Annotated in this window: 15 protein-coding genes; 4 read left to right on the plus strand and 11 right to left on the minus strand. The window is 63.4% G+C overall.

Annotation, left to right across the window (positions count from 1 at the left end):
* Positions 1-20 precede the first annotated feature (20 nt).
* From AB4Y85_RS03630 to AB4Y85_RS03640, 3 genes are all read left to right on the plus strand, one after another.
* Positions 21-368 (plus strand): MarR family transcriptional regulator, encoded by a 348-nt coding sequence (locus AB4Y85_RS03630; RefSeq protein ID WP_441983488.1) that lies wholly within the window; start codon positions 21-23, stop codon positions 366-368.
* Complete coding sequence (locus tag AB4Y85_RS03635; RefSeq protein WP_441983489.1) at positions 365-1,213, plus strand: C40 family peptidase; 849 nt, start codon at positions 365-367, stop codon at positions 1,211-1,213. The genes AB4Y85_RS03630 and AB4Y85_RS03635 overlap by 4 nt, the downstream gene beginning before the upstream one ends.
* A 135-nt stretch (positions 1,214-1,348) precedes the next feature.
* The gene (locus AB4Y85_RS03640; RefSeq protein WP_441983490.1) at positions 1,349-1,783 is read left to right on the plus strand and encodes a PACE efflux transporter; all 435 of its coding nucleotides are present in this window, start codon (positions 1,349-1,351) and stop codon (positions 1,781-1,783) included.
* Between the two features lie 51 nt (positions 1,784-1,834).
* On the opposite strand, the gene AB4Y85_RS03645 is transcribed toward AB4Y85_RS03640, so the two are convergent.
* The 10 genes from AB4Y85_RS03645 to AB4Y85_RS03690 form a co-directional block, all read right to left on the minus strand.
* A complete protein-coding gene (locus AB4Y85_RS03645) occupies positions 1,835-2,776 on the minus strand; it encodes a 2-hydroxyacid dehydrogenase (protein ID WP_441983491.1) in 942 nt (313 codons plus the stop codon).
* Positions 2,773-4,098, minus strand: coding sequence for a thymidine phosphorylase (gene deoA / locus AB4Y85_RS03650; protein ID WP_441983492.1), 1,326 nt, complete (start codon positions 4,096-4,098; stop codon positions 2,773-2,775). The genes AB4Y85_RS03645 and deoA overlap by 4 nt, the downstream gene beginning before the upstream one ends.
* A gap of 1 nt (position 4,099) precedes the next feature.
* Positions 4,100-4,861 carry a deoxyribose-phosphate aldolase gene (gene deoC, locus AB4Y85_RS03655; protein ID WP_441983493.1) on the minus strand — a complete coding sequence of 254 codons (762 nt, stop codon included), beginning with the start codon at positions 4,859-4,861 and terminating at the stop codon, positions 4,100-4,102.
* A gap of 1 nt (position 4,862) precedes the next feature.
* The gene (locus AB4Y85_RS03660) at positions 4,863-5,672 is read right to left on the minus strand and encodes a purine-nucleoside phosphorylase (protein WP_441983494.1); all 810 of its coding nucleotides are present in this window, start codon (positions 5,670-5,672) and stop codon (positions 4,863-4,865) included.
* Between the two features lie 70 nt (positions 5,673-5,742).
* Positions 5,743-6,147, minus strand: a complete 405-nt coding sequence (locus tag AB4Y85_RS03665) for a cytidine deaminase (RefSeq protein WP_441983495.1) — start codon at positions 6,145-6,147, stop codon at positions 5,743-5,745.
* A gap of 2 nt (positions 6,148-6,149) precedes the next feature.
* Positions 6,150-7,055 (minus strand): ABC transporter permease, encoded by a 906-nt coding sequence (locus AB4Y85_RS03670; protein ID WP_441983496.1) that lies wholly within the window; start codon positions 7,053-7,055, stop codon positions 6,150-6,152.
* A gap of 2 nt (positions 7,056-7,057) precedes the next feature.
* On the minus strand, positions 7,058-8,161 hold the full coding sequence (locus tag AB4Y85_RS03675; RefSeq protein WP_441983497.1) for an ABC transporter permease: 1,104 nt from the start codon (positions 8,159-8,161) through the stop codon (positions 7,058-7,060).
* Positions 8,158-8,592, minus strand: coding sequence for a VOC family protein (locus tag AB4Y85_RS03680; RefSeq protein ID WP_441983702.1), 435 nt, complete (start codon positions 8,590-8,592; stop codon positions 8,158-8,160). Before AB4Y85_RS03680 ends, AB4Y85_RS03675 begins: the two co-directional genes overlap by 4 nt.
* Positions 8,592-10,115, minus strand: a complete 1,524-nt coding sequence (locus tag AB4Y85_RS03685) for an ABC transporter ATP-binding protein (RefSeq protein ID WP_441983498.1) — start codon at positions 10,113-10,115, stop codon at positions 8,592-8,594. Before AB4Y85_RS03685 ends, AB4Y85_RS03680 begins: the two co-directional genes overlap by 1 nt.
* 126 nt (positions 10,116-10,241) lie before the next feature.
* A complete protein-coding gene (locus AB4Y85_RS03690) occupies positions 10,242-11,246 on the minus strand; it encodes a BMP family lipoprotein (RefSeq protein ID WP_441983499.1) in 1,005 nt (334 codons plus the stop codon).
* Positions 11,247-11,531: 285 nt separating this feature from the next.
* Here AB4Y85_RS03690 and AB4Y85_RS03695 point away from each other — a divergent pair, with 285 nt between their 5' ends.
* Positions 11,532-12,320 carry a HesA/MoeB/ThiF family protein gene (locus tag AB4Y85_RS03695; RefSeq protein ID WP_441983500.1) on the plus strand — a complete coding sequence of 263 codons (789 nt, stop codon included), beginning with the start codon at positions 11,532-11,534 and terminating at the stop codon, positions 12,318-12,320.
* A 24-nt stretch (positions 12,321-12,344) separates the two neighbouring features.
* On the opposite strand, the gene pheT is transcribed toward AB4Y85_RS03695, so the two are convergent.
* Positions 12,345-14,768 carry a phenylalanine--tRNA ligase subunit beta gene (gene pheT, locus AB4Y85_RS03700; protein ID WP_441983501.1) on the minus strand — a complete coding sequence of 808 codons (2,424 nt, stop codon included), beginning with the start codon at positions 14,766-14,768 and terminating at the stop codon, positions 12,345-12,347.
* Positions 14,769-14,780: the final 12 nt, after the last annotated feature.

Here is a 14,780-nt window from a genome sequence, read left to right on the forward strand (position 1 = left end):
TCCGAAACGAACGGTGCGGCATGGCTGTCGAGTTGCGTCCTCTTCAATCCCTGCGTCTCTGGCACGATGTGAACCTGGACCTCGTGCATCAGGGCGGCGATCTCTCCTCGCGCCAGATCGCGATTCTTCTGACCATCTATCTGGAAGCGCCGCCGCATACGGTGCGCGGCCTCGCCCAGAAGCTCAACGTCACCAAACCCGTCGTCACCCGCGCGCTCGATACGCTCGGCAAGCTCGACTACGTCACCCGGCGCCGGGATGAGGCGGATCGGCGCAATGTCATCATCCAGCGCACGGTCGCTGGCGCTTTGGCCGTGGAGCGGCTAGGAGATATCGTGACCACCCGCGCCAAGGAGCTGCCCCGATGAGTTTCGACCGCCGCATCACGCCTGTCCGCGCCGATCTGGCCGATGAGCGCCTGCGTGGACAGGTCGAGGCCGAGCGCTTCACCACCGGCACGGCCAAGCGCCTGATCGCCTCCTTCGCGCCCCTGCACCGCCATCCCTCCCGCGAAGCACCTGTCGATACGCAGGCGATCTTCGGCGAGGCCGTGACGGTCTATGACGAGCATGAAGGCTGGGCCTGGGTGCAGCTCAACGACGACGGCTATGTGGGCTATCTGCCGAGCGTCGGCTTAAGCGATGCGAATACTGAACCCACGCACAAGGTCGGCGCAATCCGCACTTTCATCTATCCCGGCCCGAACCTGAAGCTGCCCTATCAGGATCACCTGACTCTGAATTCCAAGGTCGTGGTGGTGGAGACGCAAGGCGAATACGCGCGTCTCGCCACGGGCGGCTGGGTGTTCGCCGCGCATCTGAAAATGCTCGATGCTTGGGAAGCTGATTACGTCGGTGCCGCCGAGCGCTTCTTGCATACACCCTATCTCTGGGGCGGCAAGACGAGCCTCGGCATCGATTGCTCTGGCCTCGCGCAGACGGCGCTGACGGCCGCCGGCATCAAGGCCCCGCGCGACAGCGACATGCAGGAGAAGGAGCTTGGGCGCAGCATCGAGATCAGGCCCGATCTCAGCGGCCTGCAACGCGGTGACCTGATCTTCTGGAAAGGCCATGTGGGCCTCATGGTGGATGCCACGAACTTCATCCACGCCACCGGCCACAGCATGACCGTGATGATCGAGCCGCTTGCTGTCGCGGAAGAACGCATCCGCACGACAAGCTACGGCGCGATCACTTCCATCAAGCGCCTGTAACTTTATTATAGTCCCCGCAGCCCTGCTTGTGCTTGGTCTCTGGCGGACTTATATGGTGAGCGCAAGCGAGGACGGCCTCCCCCAGTTTGGGACAATCGTTCGGGACGACCCGGACTATTCCTGGTGGGGACTATCATGCGCACGACACGCGACCGTATCCGTCATGCACTCAGCTTCGAAATCATCGGCCTCGCCCTCGTCACGCCGCTCGGCGCGTGGGCGTTCGGCATGCCGCTGCATGATATCGGCATAGTGGGTTTCGGCAGCGCGACCCTCGCGACGATCTGGAACTACATCTATAATCTCGGCTTCGACCGCGCCATGCAGCGCCTGCGTGGAACCACGGCGAAGACGACGCCGATCCGCGTGCTTCATGCGATCCTGTTCGAAACCGGACTGCTGATCGTCTTAATGCCGCTGATTGCGGTGTATCTCGGCATCTCGCTCTGGCAGGCCTTCCTGCTCGATATATCTTTCGCCGTGTTCTACCTGGTCTATGCGTTCGTGTTCAACTGGGCCTATGACCGCATATTCCCGCTGCCCGAATGGCAGAAGCTGGAAACGGCTTGAGGCTCGTCTCCGTCATGACCGCGACACATGCGGCCATGACAGGGGGAGAGCTTAATATCCCCGCGCACGATCCACGATGTTCTCTAGCGCTTCACCTGCTTCATGACGCCTGATCTGATCGGCGATGTAGCGTGCCGTCGCTTCAGGCTCGCTCGTCGCGGCATTGTGCGGTGAGATGGTGACGCGCGGGTGCGTCCAGAGTGGAGAATCCTGCGGCAGCGGTTCCACTTCGAACACGTCGAGCGTTGCTGCTTTCAGGGTGCCATCGTCGAGACAGGCGAGAATATCGGTCTCCACCTGCAGCTTGCCGCGTCCCGCGTTGATGAGAACAGGCCCACCAAGCCTGCCGTCATGCGCCAGCTTCTGGAACAGCGAGCGACTGAGAATGCCGCTCGTATCCGGCGTGAGCGGGATAAGGCTGACCAGGATATCCGTGCGGGCGAGGAAAGCGGACAACCCGTCCTCGCCGGAATAGATCTCGAAGCCTTCGACATTCTTGGCCGTGCGGCTCCAGCCCGCCACGTCGAAGCCCATCACCTTGAGCTTGCGCGCGGCATCCTGGCCCAGCACGCCGAATCCCATGATGCCCACGCGCACATCGCCGGCAATCGGCGGCGCGCGGTCCGGCTGCCACCGCTTCGCGCGCTGATCCTCATCGAAGCGGTGCTGATCGCGCAGATGCATGAGGCAGTGCATGACCACATATTCGCTCATGCGATGGGTGAGATCATCTTGCGCGACGCGCACGATGGGCACATCAGGAAGATCCGGATAGCTCATCAGATGATCGACACCGGCGCCAAGCGAGAAGAGCGCGCGCAGGCTTGGCAGGCCTGAGAGACTTCCTGGCTTCGGGCCCCACGTGGCAACATACTCCACGCGGGATTTGTCGAAACCCTCACCGAGCACAACGATGTCGCGGTCGGGCAGCACCTTGCGAAAGCGCTCGACCCAGGGCTTCGGATCCCACGTGAGAGCAACGAGCAGTGTCATCCCTGCACTCCGATGCGTTCGAGAACGAGCTTGCTCGCCGCAGGCTTCGTCTGGCCGATGGTGTAGGATGCGCGAACGGCGCGTGCCGCTGCCTCGGCTGCCGCTTCGCTGCGTGCATGAACGATGGCGAGCGGACGATCCTGATCGACGCTCGCACCGACCTCCGCCAGATCGGTAAGACCGACCGCGTGATCGATAGGATCCTGCGGGCGCGTGCGTCCGCCGCCCAGCGCCACGACGGCAACGCCGATATCGCGCGTCGCGATCTTCTGCACGATGCCTGCACTTTCAGCAAAAATTGGGCGGATGATCGGCGCGGCCTGCAAGTGCTGCTTATGCTTCTCCAGAAGATCGGACGGACCGCCGAGCGCGACGACCATGCGCTGGAACACCTCGGCAGCCTTGCCGGAGGAAATCGCATGCTCGATCTTCGCGCGTGCTTCCACGATGTCGGCGGCAAGCTTGCCGAGCACCAGCATCTCCGCCGACAGCTCGACCGTCACTTCATGGAAGCGCTTCTCGCGGCGACGGCCGGTCAGATAATCGACCGCGTAGGCCATCTCGACGGCGTTGCCCGCGGCGGATGCGAGAGGCTGGTCCATATCGGTGAGCAGAGCACTCGTGGGCAGTCCTGCGCCATTGGCGACGAGCACGAGGCTCTCGGCCAATGCGCGCGCATCCTTCGCGTTGTCCATGAACGCGCCGGAGCCGAACTTCACATCCATCACGAGACCCTGAAGACCTGCGGACAGCTTCTTCGAGAGAATGGATGCGGTGATGAGATCGATGGATTCTACCGTCGCCGTGACGTCGCGAATGGCGTAGAGGCGCTTGTCGGCAGGCGCGAGATCCGCCGTCTGGCCGATGATCGCGCAACCGACCTCGTGCGTCACGCGCCGGAAGGTGTCGATGTCGGGCTGCGTCACGTAGCCGGGAATGGAATCGAACTTGTCGAGCGTGCCGCCGGTATGGCCAAGGCCACGGCCCGAAATCATCGGCACATAGCCTCCGCAGGCGGCGACCGCAGGGCCGAGCGCGAGGCTCACCGTATCGCCCACACCGCCGGTCGAATGCTTGTCGAGCACGGGGCCGGGCAGGTCCCACTTCAGCACCTCGCCGGAATTCATCATCGCGCGAGTCAGCGCCACGCGTTCCGGCACGGTGAGGCCCCGGAAGAAGATCGCCATGGCGAAGGAGGCCGCTTGGCCTTCAGACACGCGGCCGGCTGTGAGGCCCTGAATGAAGGCCTCGATCTCCTCAGCCTGGAGCGTTCCACCGTCGCGCTTGCGGCGGATGATTTCCTGCGGCAGATGATGACTCATATCAGTACGCTCCGGTGGCGGCGGATCCCGCGCGCCCTTCGATCGCGGCGATCAGGGTATCGTAGACGCTGCTCGCGCCGATGCGGAAAGTCTGTGGCGTGGCCCAGCCCTGCCCCATGATGCGATCCGCGAGATCGAGATAGATTTTCGCATCCTCGACAGTGCGGATGCCGCCGGAGGGCTTGAGGCCGACCTTGCGCCCCGAAGCCTTGATGGCATTGAGCATGATCTCGGCGGCTTCGGGTGTTGCGGAAACCGGCGTCTTGCCTGTCGAGGTCTTGATGAAATCGGCGCCTGCTTCGATGGACAGACGGCTTGCCGCATCGATCAAGCCTGCGTCCTTCAATTCACCCGTTTCCAGAATGACCTTGAGCAGGCGGTTACCATCCACGCGTTCGCGCACGGCCTCGATCATCTCGCGGGCAATGGCGACATCGCCTCGGCGCAGGGCATTGTAGGGCAAAACGAGATCGATCTCGTTCGCGCCGTCCGACAGGGCCTCCTGCGTGTCGTCAGCGACGCGGCTCACGTCCTCGCCACCGGCGGGAAAGTTCACCACCGTCGCGATGCGAACGGGCGAGCCTTTCAGGTTTTCCTGCGCACGTTTCACGAATTGCGGCCACACGCAGACAGCGGCGACCGGCCCGCGCGGATCGAGCGCTTTTTTGCAGAGCGCATCGATAGCCTGATCGGTGCAATTGTCGTTGAGATCGGTGAGATCGAGTGAGCGCAGCGCGCGCTGGGCAATGAGCGCATCGGACATTTTACATCTCCGCGACGAATGATCGGATGAGGCGCTTGAACTTCTCGGAGGCTTCCGCCGCCGTATCCTTGGTTTCCTGGTGCGAGGGAGAAGCGCCCTCGATGCCGGCGGCGAGATTGGTGACGACGGAGATCGCCGCGACCTTCAAGCCGTAATAGCGCGCGAGGATCACTTCCGGCACCGTGGACATGCCCACGAGATCGCCACCGAGGATCTGCACCATCTTGATTTCGGCGGGCGTCTCGAAGCTCGGGCCCGAGAGCCAGGCATAGACGCCCTCGGGAACGTCGATGCCGGTCTTCTTCGCGGCGCGCTGCAGGGCCTCGCGCAGGCCCTCGTCATAAGCGCCGGTCAGCGACACGAAGCGGCCTTCCGTGTGATCGCGCAGCAGCGGATTGCCGCCGGAGAGATTAAGGTGATCGTTGATCGCCACAAGGCTGCCGGGGCGGATATTCGCGCGAACGGAGCCTGCCGCATTCGTCGCAACCAATACCGGAATGCCGAGTTCCTTGATGAAGGCGATGGGCAGACGCATCGCGCCCGCATCGCCCGTCTCGTAATAATGCGCGCGGCCCTGGAACAGGAGGACGCGTTTGCCCTCCAGCGTGCCGGCGACGAGCTTGCCCGCGTGTCCCGATACGCCGCTCTTCGGGAAATGAGGGATCTCGGCATAGGCGAGGCTTACCGCGTCGCTCACCTCATCGACCAAGGTGCCGAGGCCGGTGCCGAGCACGAAGGCTGCATCGAAGCGGCCATCGAAACCGCGGGCGCGCACGAATTCGGCGGCCTCTTGAACGTTCTGGTGCATCATCGTCTTTTCAGGCTCTTACTTGAGCCTTCCTTCCATTGCGCGAGGTCCGCAGACGGACCTCATCTTCCAATCAACGGTTCGTCAGATTATCCGGCCCGAACGAGAACGGCAGCAACTCTTCCAAGGTGAAGCTTTTGCGGATGCCCTCAGGCCCCGCGATATGAATCTTCGTATCGGGCAACCCGAATTCGCGGATGCGCTGGCGGCAGCCGCCGCAGGGCGTGACGAGATTCTCGCCATCGCCGATCACCACGATCTCGTGGATCGCGCTTCCACCACCCGCGATCATGGCGGAGATGGCACCTGCTTCCGCGCAAGAGCCCACCGGATAGGCGGCGTTCTCCACGTTGCAGCCGGTAAACATCTGGCCGTCCGGTGTTGCAATCGCAGCTCCCACCTTGAAGCGGGAATAGGGCACATAGGCTCTGGTCTGGATAGCCTTGGCGGCTTCGAACAAGGTGTTGAGCGATGGCATGCTCAGCGCTCCTTCACATAGGGCACGCCGGAGGCGCGCGGCGGGATTGCGGTGCCGATGACGCCGGCGAGCAGGATGACGGTGAGAAGATAGGGCATCGCCTGAATCGCCTGCACCGGCACCTCGCCGATGAACGGAAGCGAGCGGCCCTGCAACTGGTTGGCGAAGGCATCGAGGAAGCCGAAGAGGAAGCAGGCTCCGAGCGCCGGCCATGCGCGCCATTTCGCGAAGATGAGCGCGGCGAGCGCGATGAAGCCTCGCCCCGCCGTCATGTTGGGAAGGAAGCCCGCTGCCTGCGCGACGGAGAGATAAGCGCCGCCAAAGCCGCACAACACGCCGCCGATCACCACGGCGGAATAGCGCAAGGCCGTCACCGAAATGCCCGCCGTATCCACCGCCGCCGGGTTTTCGCCGACCGCGCGCAGGCGAAGACCGAAGCGCGTGCGGCCGAGCACGAACCACGTCACCGGCACCGCGAGAAGAACGAGATAGACCAGAGCGGAATGGCCAAAGAGAATTCCGCCGAAGCGCTGATCGCCTTCGAGCGGCGGCGTGCGTCCGCCCTGGCTGTACCACGCATTGCCGACGATGGCGGTCAGGCCCGCCGCCAGCATGTTGATGGCGACACCCGACACGATCTGGTTGCCGCGCTGGCTGATGGAGGCAAAGCCGTGGATGAGCGAGAAGCCAACGGATGCGAGAATGCCGAGAATCAGGCCGATCCATGCGGAATCGAATGCATAAGCACCGGCAGCGGAGGCAAAGGCCGCGACCAGCATCTTGCCTTCGAGGCCGATATCGACGACGCCCGAACGCTCCGACCAGAGACCTGCAAGGCACGCCGCCAGCAGCGGAATGGAAAGCCGAAGGGCCGAGTCGAGAATGGTTGCGATGATGCCGAGATCCATGATCATGCCCCCGCGAGTTTCTGGCGTGTCATGACATGCGCCACGATGCGCCTGAACAGGCCATCGAGCGCGCCGGCGAACAGGATGATGATGCCACCGATCACCACCACCATGTCGCGGGTGATGTTGGGCTGCTCGAAGGCCAGCTCCGCGCCGCCCTGATAGAGAATGCCGAACAGGAGCGAGGCCAGCACGATACCGACCGGATGCGCGCGGCCCATGAGCGCCACCGCGATGCCGACGAAGCCGTAGCCGGAAGTGAATTCCAGTAACAGGCGGTGCTGGTAGCCCATGAGCTCGTTGACCGCGAGGCCGCCGGCGAGTGCGCCGGAGATCACCATGGCAATGATGATGATGCGCGCGGGCGAGATGCCCGCATAGACCGCGGCGGTCGGGTTCGAGCCGACGACGCGGATCGCATAGCCGAGGCGCGAGCGGTAGATGAGCAGCCATACGAAATAGGCCGCGGCCAGGGCCAGCACGAGCGTGAGGTTGAGCTGTGACGCGGGGATCTCGATGCCGAAGGCGGCGAAGACCTCGTGCATGAAGGGGATATGCGACGCGTCAGGGAAGGTGCGCGTCTCCGGGTTCATGGATTGCGGCTCGCGCAGCACGTTCACCAGCAGATAGACGATCAGCACGCTGGCAAGCCAGTTGAACATGATCGTGGTGATGACGATGTGGCTGCCGCGCTTGGCCTGCAGATAGCCGGGAATGGCGGCCCAGGCAGCGCCGAAAGCAGCGGCACCGAGGATGCCGAGGGGGATCAGCAGGAAGCCCGGCAGGAAGCTGAGATTGTTGAGCACGAGCGCGATGCCGAGGCCCGCGAGCGTTGCCTGGCCTTCACCGCCGATATTGAAGAGACCGGCATGATAGGCCACCGCCACTGCAAGCCCGACGAAGATGAAGTCGGTGGCGTAGAACAGGGTAAAGCCCAGGCCTTCGCCGGTGCCGAGGCTGCCTTGCAGCAGGTACTTGGTCGCGGTCAGCGGGTTCTCGCCGATGCCGAGCACCACGAGACCCGCAATGAGGAAGGCCGCGATCACGGAAATCGCGGGAACCAGGACCGTGTCGGCCCATTTGGGCATGTCGATAGGTGCGCTCACGTCTGACTGTCCGGAAGGAACAGGTGGCCCTGTTCGTCGAGAGGGAAGAACGGGTTCCAGGCAACTTCCCAGAGATGCCCGTCAGGATCGGCGAAATAGCCCGAGTAGCCGCCCCAGAACACGTCCTGCGGCGGCTTCACTTTGCTGGCGCCGGCAGTGACGGCGAGGGCATAGACCTCATCCGCTTCCTGCTTGGAGCGGGCATTGTAGGCAAGCGTGATGGCGGCAAAGCCGGTCGGCTTGTCCTCCACATGCGCATCGGCCGCCAGATCGGCACGGCCGAACAGGCCGAGAGCTAATCCATTCGCCTGGAAGAAGACGACGCTTGGCTGGCTCGCGCTGGAGGCTTTCCAGCCCCAGGCTTCATAGAAGGCCCGTGATTTTGCGAGATCGGCCACGCCAAGCGTGACCAGCGTCAATCGCGGCTGCATCATGCGGCCTCATCCGTTACGCCGGCCATGAGCAGGCCGAGATCCTGCTCGTTCGTCTGGGACGCGATGCGCTCACCCGTAATCTTGCCGCCGCACATGGTGAGAATGCGGTCAGAGAGATTCATGATCTCGTCGAGTTCCACCGACACGAGCAGAATGCCGACGCCCGCATCGCGGAGCGCGATGAGACGGCGATGGATGAACTCGATGGCGCCGATATCGACGCCGCGCGTGGGCTGGCCCACGAGCAGCACCTTCGGATTGCGCTCGATCTCGCGCGCCAGCACGATCTTCTGCTGATTGCCGCCGGAGAACTTGGAAGATTTCAGACGCGGCGCGGGCGGGCGCACATCGTACTGCTCCATCTTCTTCGCGAGATCGGCGATAAGGCGGTCATGATCGAGGATCGGCCCGCGCCCGAGCTGCGGTTCATCGCTGAAGCCGAGGATCGCGCTCTCGAAAGCCGGGAAGGCGGGCACGAGGCCCATGCGCAGGCGATCTTCCGGCACGTGCAGAAGGCCTGCCTTTCGCATGTCATGCGGGTTGTGCTGCGAGAAATGGATCGGCTTGCCGTCGAGGCGCATGGTGCCGAGCACCGGCTGGCGCATGCCGGCAATCGCTTCGAGCAATTCGCTCTGTCCGTTGCCCGCGACGCCCGCGATGCCGACGATCTCGCCGGCGCGGACCGTGAGCGACGCATTGGCGACGCGCAGGACGCCACGGTTGTCGATGACGGTGAGATTTTCGATTTCAAGGAGAGGTGCGCCGGGTGTCTTTTCCGATTTCTCGACGCGCAGAAGCACGCGGCGGCCCACCATCAGCTCCGCCAGTTCCGGCGGCGAGGTGTTGGCCGTCTCGACAGTCGCGACCATTTCGCCGCGACGCATCACCGAGACGCGATCCGTGATCGCCATGATCTCGCGCAGCTTGTGCGTGATGAGGATGACGGTCTTGCCCTGCTCCTTCAGCGAGCGCAGCAATTCGAACAAAGCATCCGCTTCCGGCGGCGTGAGCACGGCGGTAGGTTCGTCGAGAATGAGGATATCGGCGCCGCGATAGAGGGCTTTGAGAATTTCCACACGCTGCTGAAGACCGACGGAGAGTTCGCCGACGGTGGCATCCACATCGATTTCGAGGCCGTAATCGTTTGCGAGCCGCGCAAGCTCCTTGCGCACCTTGGCCTCGCCCACGCGCAGCATGGCGCCGCCTTCGGCGCCGAGCATCACGTTCTCGACCACGGTCAGCGGCTCCACCAGCATGAAGTGCTGATGCACCATGCCGATGCCCGCATGAATGGCATCGTTGGAGGATCGGATTCGGATCGGCTGGCCGTTGACGCGGATCTCGCCGGAATCGGCCTCATAGAAGCCGTAGAGGATCGACATCAGCGTCGACTTCCCGGCCCCGTTCTCACCCACGATGCCGTGGATCGTGCCGCGCTCGACGGAGAGGTTCACATTCCTGTTGGCGTGAACGGCGCCGAAGCTCTTGTTGATCGCAATGAGTTCAATCGCGGGGGACATCGGCCTCTGGTCACTGTCCGGCTGAGTGAGGGTGGATGTGCCGGATCCTAAAGGAAAAGCAGATACTTAAAAAGAGATCCGGCCGCAGACCCTTTTTTGGGCCTGCGGCCGGAGCCATACGTCAGATTACATCGGGCACTTGGAGTCCGACATGTAGTCATGCACCTTGATGGCGCCCGACTTGATATCGGCGGCGGCTTTGTCGGCGGCGGCCTTCATCTCGGGCGTGATCAGCGCCTTGTTGTTGTCGTCGAGCGCCCATGCCACGCCGTCCTCATTGAGGCCGAGAACCGAGACGCCGGCCTTGAAGGTGTTCTTCTTGGCCTGGTCGAAGGCGTTATAGGTGGCGACATCCACGCGCTTAACCATGGAGGTCAGCATCTTGCCCGGGTGCAGGCCGTTCTGGTTCGAATCGACGCCGATGCCGAGCTTGCCCGCGTCCACGGTGGCGCGCAGCACGCCGATGCCGGTGCCGCCGGCTGCGTGGTAAACCACGTCCGCGCCGCGATCGATCTGGCCCTTTGCGAGTTCGCCACCCTTCACCGGGTCACCCCATGCGGCGCCCGTGGTGCCGGTCATGTTCTGGAACACTTCGGCGTCCTTGTTGGCGTATTTCACACCCTGGACGTAGCCGCAGGCGAACTTGCGGATGAGCGGAATGTCCATGCCGCCCACGAAGCCGACCTTGTTGGTCTTGGAAGCCTTGGCCGCCAGAAGGCCGACGAGGAACGAGCCCTCGTGCTCCTTGAACACGACGGACTGCACGTTCGGCTTCTCGACGACGGCGTCGATGATGGCGAACTTGATGTTCGGGAACTCTTCCGCGACCTTCTTCAGCGCGGTCTCCTGGGAGAAGCCCACGGCCACGATCGGCGAATAGCCGTCGCGGGCGAAGCGGCGCAGGGCCTGCTCGCGCTGGGCGTCGTTCTGCGGCTCGAAATCGCGGTAATCGGCACCGGTATCCTTCTTGAACTTCTCGGCGCCCGCGTGAACGCCTTCATTGAAGGACTTATCGAACTTGCCGCCGAGATCGTAAACGATGGCGGGCTTGAAGGCGGCCTGCTGCGCGAAGGCAGCCGAGGCGGAGAAGGCGAGGCCCGCGAGTGCGAGGCCAAACTTGGTTACTGTCATCGGCAATGTTCCCTGTTCTGACGCCGGCCTTGAAGGCCGGTTGCCCCGAGACGATGGCACGGGAAGGGTCACGACGCCAAGGTCTCTGTCAAGCGGCATGTTATTTCCTTAATGCACCGTGCGGAACCTAAAGCCTCGTTTTTGTTGGCGCGCCCTTCGGGTCCATAGGAAACCCGTTCCGCCTTATTGTTAAGGAGCATTGCCGCCTAGGGTGTCCTTTCGCTTTTTGGCGGACGCCCCACCGGAACGGTTGATCGCTCGTCCTGAGGCGCTAAGCTCGTTCCCATGCCCCTGAATCCCGAAGAAATAGACCGCTATGCCCGCCATCTCGTGCTCCGAGACGTTGGTGGGCCGGGCCAATTGAAGCTGAAAGCCGCTCGCGTGCTCGTGGTCGGGGCCGGCGGCCTGGGCGCGCCCCTCGTCCAGTATCTGGCGGCTGCCGGGATCGGCACTATCGGAGTTGTGGATAATGATACGATTTCCCTCTCCAACCTCCAGCGGCAGGTGATTTTCGGGACCGGCGATGTCGGCCTTCCCAAGGTAGAGGTGGCTGCCAGGGCGATCTCCCAGCTCAACCCGAACGTCGCGGTGGAGACTCACAGTCTTCGCCTGACGCATGGGAATGCCCGCGACCTGATCAACAGATACGACATCGTGGCGGATGGATCCGACAATTTCGATACCCGCTATGCCGTCTCCGATGCCTGCTTTTTCGAGAGAAAGCCCCTGGTCACGGCGGCTCTTGGCCAGTTCGACGGTTCGCTGACCACGATCCGGACCTATGAGACCGGCGCTGATGGCCGCCCCAACCCCACCTATCGCTGCCTCTTCCCCTCCCCGCCCCCGGCGGGCTCGATCCCCACCTGCGCCGAGGCAGGCGTGCTGGGGGCGCTTGCCGGCGTCATGGGCAGCCTGATGGCCATGGAAGTGATGCGGGAGATCGTAGGCTTCGGAGAAAGCCTCGTTGGGCGGCTTCTCATGGTCGATGCGCGGGGGATGCGCTTCGACACGTTCCGCTATGGGTGGGATGAGCGGAATCCATTGAATGGCAAAGACGCGTCGGGCGCGGTCTAGGACCGCGCCCGAGCAGGCTTTCCATTATCCGCGCAGCACCGCGCCGGTCTTCTTCGACACCTCCGCGACGATCTTGGCCGTGACGGCTTCGATCTCCACGTCGGTCAGCGTCTTTTCCGTCGGCTGGAGCGTGACGGCAATTGCGACGGACTTTTTGTCTGGGTCGATGCCGGTGCCCTCGTAGATGTCGAACACGTCGACGCCCACGATGAGCTGACGCTCGGCGCCTTGAGCAGCCTTCACGATGTCGCCCGCGGCCACATCGCGACCGACCACGAAGGCGAAGTCGCGGGTGAGCGGCTGGAAGTCGGGCAGGTTCAGCTTCGGCTTCATCTTGGTGGGCTTCGCCTTGGGCGGCACAAGCGCATCGAGGTTGAGCTCGAAGGCGACCAGCGGACCCTTTATGTCGAGCGCCTTCAGGATCTTCGGGTGAACCTCACCGAAAGCACCGACGATGTTCTTCGGGCCGAATTGCAGCGTGCCGGAGCGGCCCGGGTGGAACCAGGCCGGACCACCCGCGACGATCTGCAAGCCGCCAGCTGGAATGCCGAGCGCGGCCAGCAGCGCCAGCACGTCGGCCTTCGCATCGAAAGCATCGACGTTTTTCGCGCCGCCATTCCAGTGACGGCCGACGCCTTCTGCGCGCGCCGTGCCACGACGTACGGCTGTGGCCTTGATCGACTGGCCATCCGGCTCATCGGACGCGAAGGTCTGGCCGACTTCGAAGAGCGCCACGTCACCGAGACCGCGATCCGCGTTGCGCTGCGTGGCCTTCATGAGACCCGGCAGCAGGCTCGGGCGCATGTCGGAGAGTTCCGCCGCAATCGGGTTCGCGAGCGCAAGACGCGCAGCGCCGCCGCCAAAGAGTTCAGCTTCGCCCTTCGAGATGAAGGACCAGGTAACGGCTTCCACCAAACCACGCATCGCGAGCGAACGGCGGGCAACGCGCGTGCGCTTCTGGATGAGCGTGAGGATCGGCTTTGCCACCGTCGCCTCTAAACGCGGCAGCGGCTGCGGCTCGATGCGGTCGACACCGGCGATGCGGATGACTTCTTCGACGAGATCAGCCTTGCCTTCGATGTCAGGACGCCAGGACGGCGGCGTGACGTTCACGCGCTCGCCCGAACCCTGAACCTTGAAGCCGAGCTTCTTGAGGATCTCTTCGGATTCCACAGGCTTCACATCGAGGCCCGACAGGCGCGGAACTTCCGAATACGGAAATTCGATGACGCGCGTGGTGTCCGGAACCTTGCCGGCAACGACGGCCTCTGTCGGCTCACCGCCGCAGAGTTCGATCACCATCTTCGTCGCGAGATCGAGACCCGGCACCGTGAAGGCCGGATCGACACCGCGCTCGAAGCGGTAGCGCGCATCGGTGATGATGCCGTGCTTGCGGCCGGTCTGCGCGATGTTCAGCGGGTCCCACAAAGCGGATTCGATCAGCACGTCGGTCGTGCCTTCGTCCGAACCGGAATGCTCACCGCCCATGATGCCGGCGATGGATTCGACGCTGTTCTCATCGGCGATCACCACATTGCCCGCATCGAGCTTGTAGGTGCGTCCATCGAGCGCCAGCACTTCCTCGCCATCCTTCGCGCGGCGAACGGTGAGATTGCCCTTCACCTTCTTCGCGTCGAAAACGTGCAGCGGGCGGCCGCGGTCGAAGGTGATGTAGTTGGTGATGTCGACGAGCGCGTTGATCGGGCGCAGACCGATGGAGAGCAGACGACGCTGCATCCATTCCGGTGACGGGCCGTTCTTCACACCGCGCACGAGACGCAGCGCGAAGGTCGGGCAGAGCTTCGCGTCCTCGCCCGAGAGATCGAGCGTGACCGAGACCGGGCATGCGCCCTTGGCCGCAATGGCAGCAACATCCCCGCCCTTGAGCGTGCCGAGACCGGCAGCTGCGAGATCGCGCGCGATGCCGAAGATCGACGTGCAATCGGGACGGTTCGGCGTGAGGTTGATCTCGATCACCGGATCGTCGAGGCGTGCATAAGCTGCATAAGCCACACCAACAGGCGCATCTTCCGGCAGCTCGATAATGCCGTCGTGGTCCTCGGAGAGTTCCAGCTCCGCCGCCGAGCACAGCATGCCGGCGCTTTCGACGCCGCGAATGGTGCCGACACCGAGCGTGATGTTCTTGCCAGGAATGTAAGTGCCGGGAGGCGCGAACACGCTTTTCATGCCGGTGCGTGCATTCGGTGCGCCGCAGACGACCTGGATCGGCGAGCCGGTGCCGGTATCGACCATGCACACGCGAAGCCGATCCGCATTCGGATGCTGCTCGGCGGAGATCACATAGGCGTTGATGTAGGCACCAAGCGTCTTCGCCTTGTCCTCCACGCCTTCGACCTCGAGGCCGATGCGCGTGAGCGTTTCGACGATCTCATTGAGAGACGCGGTGGTTTCAAGATGATCCTTGAGCCAGGAGAGAGTGAATTTCATGATTGCTCTCCT

Origin of the sequence: Microvirga sp. 2YAF29 (assembly GCF_052114605.1) — a bacterium.
Classification (GTDB): Bacteria; Pseudomonadota; Alphaproteobacteria; order Rhizobiales; family Beijerinckiaceae; genus Microvirga.

Coding starts and splice junctions, on each gene's coding strand:
- AB4Y85_RS03630 (WP_441983488.1), top strand. CDS start 21: ATGGCTGTCGAGTTGCGTCCTCTTCAATCCCTGCGTCTCTGGCACGAT.
- AB4Y85_RS03635 (WP_441983489.1), top strand. CDS start 365: ATGAGTTTCGACCGCCGCATCACGCCTGTCCGCGCCGATCTGGCCGAT.
- AB4Y85_RS03640 (WP_441983490.1), top strand. CDS start 1,349: ATGCGCACGACACGCGACCGTATCCGTCATGCACTCAGCTTCGAAATC.
- AB4Y85_RS03645 (WP_441983491.1), bottom strand. CDS start 2,776: ATGACACTGCTCGTTGCTCTCACGTGGGATCCGAAGCCCTGGGTCGAG.
- deoA (WP_441983492.1), bottom strand. CDS start 4,098: ATGAGTCATCATCTGCCGCAGGAAATCATCCGCCGCAAGCGCGACGGT.
- deoC (WP_441983493.1), bottom strand. CDS start 4,861: ATGTCCGATGCGCTCATTGCCCAGCGCGCGCTGCGCTCACTCGATCTC.
- AB4Y85_RS03660 (WP_441983494.1), bottom strand. CDS start 5,672: ATGATGCACCAGAACGTTCAAGAGGCCGCCGAATTCGTGCGCGCCCGC.
- AB4Y85_RS03665 (WP_441983495.1), bottom strand. CDS start 6,147: ATGCCATCGCTCAACACCTTGTTCGAAGCCGCCAAGGCTATCCAGACC.
- AB4Y85_RS03670 (WP_441983496.1), bottom strand. CDS start 7,055: ATGGATCTCGGCATCATCGCAACCATTCTCGACTCGGCCCTTCGGCTT.
- AB4Y85_RS03680 (WP_441983702.1), bottom strand. CDS start 8,592: ATGCAGCCGCGATTGACGCTGGTCACGCTTGGCGTGGCCGATCTCGCA.
- AB4Y85_RS03685 (WP_441983498.1), bottom strand. CDS start 10,115: ATGTCCCCCGCGATTGAACTCATTGCGATCAACAAGAGCTTCGGCGCC.
- AB4Y85_RS03690 (WP_441983499.1), bottom strand. CDS start 11,246: ATGACAGTAACCAAGTTTGGCCTCGCACTCGCGGGCCTCGCCTTCTCC.
- AB4Y85_RS03695 (WP_441983500.1), top strand. CDS start 11,532: ATGCCCCTGAATCCCGAAGAAATAGACCGCTATGCCCGCCATCTCGTG.
- pheT (WP_441983501.1), bottom strand. CDS start 14,768: ATGAAATTCACTCTCTCCTGGCTCAAGGATCATCTTGAAACCACCGCG.